Annotated in this window: 2 protein-coding genes; both read left to right on the top strand. The window is 49.3% G+C overall.

The features are described 5' to 3' along the window. Positions 1-3,310, top strand: a 3,310-nt coding sequence (locus AACR11_RS21170; RefSeq protein WP_445286025.1) for a cadherin-like domain-containing protein, incomplete at its 5' end; no start/stop codon positions are given. Beyond that, a partial coding sequence (locus AACR11_RS29905) for a tandem-95 repeat protein (protein ID WP_445286024.1) occupies positions 3,276-4,924 on the top strand: 1,649 nt, incomplete at its 3' end. The genes AACR11_RS21170 and AACR11_RS29905, both read left to right, overlap by 35 nt.

Here is a 4,924-nt window from a genome sequence, read left to right as displayed (position 1 = left end):
AGTAACACCAGTCAATGACGCTCCAGAGCCACAAGATCAAGCGTTCACTGTGGGTGAGGACGGTCTTCTTACCTTCACCGATGCTGACTTGTTAACAGGCGCGACGGATGTAGAAGGTGACAACCTAACCGTTGAAGGCGTGACTTACACAGGTGCAGACGGTGTCCTAACTGACAATGGCGATGGCACGTACAGCTTCGCACCGAATGAGAACTTCAATGGCGATGTGAACTTTACGTTCGATGTTTCCGATGGCACGGATACGACCTCTGCCAACATTGATGTGAGTGTGACGCCAGAGAACGATCCTCCGGTTGCAGGCAGCACGTCTTACACCGTACATGAAGACAACTCGATCACCATCAGTGACGAGCAACTACTGGCTAATTCGTCGGATATTGAAGGCGACGTAGACATCAGTAGTGTGACTTACAGTGGCAACGATGGCGTCTTCCAAGACAATGGCGATGGTACGTACACCTTCTCACCAAACGAAAACTTTACAGGCGATGTTAGCCTTGATGTTGTCGTGGTTGACGAGGACGGCGCGGTTGATACAACAACAGCGGGTATTACCGTTCTTGAGGTGAACGATCCACCAATCGCAGGCGTAACCAGTTACACCATTGATGAAGATGAAGTCATTACCATCAGTGCAGAACAGTTGTTGGCAAACTCTTCCGATATTGAAGGTGAGGTAGCACTAGATAGCGTGAGCTACAGTGGCAGCGAAGGTATCTTTACCGACAATGGTGATGGTACGTTCAGCTTTGCACCAAACCAAAATTTCAATGGTGAAGTGAATCTTGATGTTGTAGTCGTGGACGAAGATGGTGCGACCGCTTCGACGACGGCAAACATTGATGTTCTGCCAATCAATGATGCTCCGGTATCGGGTGACTTGGCTTACAGCGTCGACGAAGACAACTCAATCACCCTAAGCCAAGAACAATTGTTGGCACAAGCAACGGATGTAGAAGGTGATGCACTAACCGCTTCTAACCTAGTGGTTGACGGTGATGCGACGGTTACGGCTAATGACGATGGCAGCTTTACCATTACGCCTGACGCGAACTTCAATGGCGACATTGATATCACGTTCGATATCAACGATGGCAGCGATACTATTGTTGCAACGGCGGACCTAACGGTTAACCCAGTTAATGACTTGCCGCAGCCGGAAGATCAAGCGTTCACCATCGGTGAAGATGGCGTGTTGACCTTCACTGATCAAGACCTACTTGATGGCGCAACGGATATCGATGGCGATGACCTATCGGTAGAAGGTGTCACTTACACTGGCGCGGACGGTGTCCTAACTGACAATGGCGATGGCACTTACAGCTTCGCTCCAAACGAGAACTTCAATGGCGACGTAAACTTTACCTTCGATGTTTCCGATGGCACGGACACCGTGACCGCGAATATCGATGTGAGTGTGACGCCAGAGAACGATCCACCGGTGGCAGGCAGCACGTCTTACACAGTGCATGAAGATAACTCGATCACCATCAGTGATGAACAGCTACTAGCGAACTCATCGGATATTGAAGGTGATGTATCGATTGATAGCGTGAGCTATAGCGGTAACGATGGTGTGCTGGAAATCAACGGTGATGGCACGTACACCTTCTCGCCAAACGAGAACTTCAATGGCGAAGTGAGCCTAGACGTTGTTGTAGTCGACGAAGATGGTGCGACGGATTCAACCACTGCAGGTATCACGGTACTCGAGGTGAACGATCCGCCAATCGCAGGTCCAACTGCGTACACCATCGACGAAGACCAAGTTCTCACGTTCAGTGAATCACAAGTGCTTCTGAATGCTTCGGATGTCGAAGGGGATGTTGAGCTTGTAAGCATCAGCTACGACGGTCCAGATGGCATCTTCTCAGTAAATGGCGATGGCACTTGTAGCTTCGCACCGAATGAGAACTTCAATGGTCAAGTTTCGTTGGACGTGACTATTCGTGACGAAGATGGCGCAGAGGTCGATACCTATATCACAGTCGATGTCTTACCAATCAACGATGCGCCAGTATCGGGCAACTTGGCTTACAACGTAGATGAAGATAACACCATTACATTGAGCCAAGAGCAATTGTTGTCTCAAGCGAGCGATGTGGACGGCGATGAACTTGTTGCTGAAAACTTGCTTGTAGATGGTAATGCGACAGTAACTGCTAACGACGATGGTAGCTTCACCATTACGCCTGATGCGAACTTCAATGGTGACATTGATATCACGTTTGATATCAGTGATGGTTCTGACACCTTGGTCGCAACAGCAGATCTAACGGTTAATCCAGTTAACGACCTACCACAACCAGAAGATCAAGCGTTCATCATTGGTGAAGATGGCGTCTTGTTGTTCACTGATGAAGATCTGCTTGATGGCGCAACGGATATCGATGGCGATGACCTATCGGTTGAAGGCGTGAGCTACACAGGCGCAGATGGTGTCCTAACCGACAATGGTGATGGCACTTACAGCTTCGCACCAAACGAAAACTTCAATGGCGACGTGAACTTTACCTTCGATGTTTCCGATGGCACGGATACCGTGACGGCGAATATCGACGTAAGCGTGACGCCAGAGAACGATCCACCGGTAGCAGGCAGCACGTCTTACACCGTACACGAAGACAATTCGATCACCATCAGCGATGAGCAATTACTAGCGAATTCGTCGGATATTGAAGGTGACGTATCTGTAGACAGCGTGAGCTACAGCGGCGCAGATGGCGTGTTCCAAGACAATGGTGATGGCACTTACACCTTCTCGCCAAACGAGAACTTCAATGGTGAAGTGAGCCTTGACGTTGTGGTTGTCGATGAAGACGGTGCGACGGATTCAACCACCGCAGGTATTACGGTACTTGAGGTGAACGATCCACCAATTGCCGGTGCAACTAGCTACTCAGTCAACGAAGACGAAGTCATCACCATTAGCTCTGAGCAGCTATTGGCAAATGCTTCTGACGTTGAAGGTGACGTCGCGATTGATAGCGTTAGCTACAGCGGCTCTGACGGTATCTTGACTGACAACGGCGACGGTACATTCAGCTTCGCACCAAACGAAAACTTCAACGGTGATGTCAGCCTAGATGTTGTCGTTGTTGATGAAGACGGTGCAACGGTAGCAACCAATGCAAACATCGATGTATTGCCAGTCAACGATGCTCCAGTATCAGGTGATTTGGCATACAGCGTGGATGAAGATGGTTCTATCACGCTAAGCCAAGAACAGCTTCTTGCTCAAGCTGGCGACGTGGATGGTGATGATAACCGCATCCAACCTGACTGTTGACGGTAATGCGACCGTTGTTGCGAATGACGATGGTAGCTTCACTATCACGCCGGATGCTGACTTCAATGGCGACATTGATCTGAGCTTCGACATTACGGACGGTGATGCGACCATTCAAACGACTGCCGATCTGACTGTGAACCCAGTGAACGACTTACCAACGGTTGGTCAGCCACAGTTTGTTACGCAAGAAGACACCAGCTTCACCTTCACTGAAGAGCAACTGCTGCAAAATGCAGGTGATATCGATGGTGATAACTTAACGGTTGAAAATGTTGCTTCTGACAGTGGTACCTTGGTTGATAACGGTGATGGCACGTACACTTTTGCACCGAATGAAAACTTCGATGGCAACGTGAACGTAACGTTTGATGTCAACGATGGCACCGCAACCGTGCCAGCAGAAGCGAACATTGACGTTCAATCTGTGGTTGATATGCCAGAGCTGTCGATTGCGTCAGACTTGGTGATTGCTTCTGATAACTTCGAGTCTGGCTCGAACGGTTGGAACGCGAACACTGAAAGTTCACAAGGCTTCGAAACGGGCGACATGCTGGGTCGTATTGGTGGCACTGGCGGTGATGAAGCGGTCAGCAAAACCTACGATATTCCAAGTGATGTTAATGAAGTGAATATATCGTTTAGCTTCTACGAAATCGATTCATGGGATGGCGAGTCGTTCCAAATCTTTGTCGGCGGTGAACAGCTAACCACCTTGGAAAACTCCGCGTTCCGTACTCAAGATGGTACGACAACGCTTTACGATTCTGACGGTAACGAAGTGGGTGAAGTTATCCACGGAGCCTCTCAACGTGAAGGCTTCAGTGGTTGGAATGACCAAGCTCACCAAATCAATCTGACGGTTCCTGTCGAGGATGGTGAATTGCAACTGGGCTTCGGTTCAACCTTGAATCAGTCAACTTGGGATGAATCATTCGGCATCGACAACATCGAAATCACGGTAGCAGACGCGGATTACCAAATCATTGGTACCGAAGATACGCCAGTGCCGCTTGATATCGATGCAGCTTTAACCGATACCGATGGCTCAGAAAACCTCTCTATCTTGATTGAAGATGTGCCAGAAGGCAGCTCACTATCAGCAGGTGTTGATAATGGCGACGGCACTTGGTCACTACAACCGGGCGAGCTAGAAGGGTTAGAGTTTATTCCGTCTGCGGACTTCAATGGTGATGTGACGCTAACCGTGAACGCAACCTCTACGGATGTAGATACCGGTACAACGGCGACAGCGACGCAAGGTGTGACGATTCATATCTCGCCAACCAATGATGCACCAGAAGTGACGGGTGATATCACTGCGGTAACTGCCGAAGACAACAGCATTACGCTGACTCAAGAGCAGTTACTTGAACACGCTGTTGATATCGATGGTGATGACCTAAGTGCAATCAACCTGAGCACCAATGATGAAAATGCAACGGTTGAAATGAACGAGGATGGCAGCTTCACCATCACTCCAAGCGAGAACTTCTACGGTGATATCGAGTTCACCTACGATGTGACTGACGGGGAAGAAGTGGTCGCGGCTGGTCTCGACTTAACAGTAACACCAGTCAATGACGCTCCAGAGCCACAAGATCAAGCGTTCAC

The sequence above is a fragment of the Vibrio sp. L85 genome (assembly GCF_963871815.1).
GTDB lineage: Bacteria > Pseudomonadota > Gammaproteobacteria > Enterobacterales > Vibrionaceae > Vibrio > Vibrio harveyi.
Note: the sequence above shows the minus strand (reverse complement) of the source record. Positions and strands in the feature narration are given on the sequence as shown.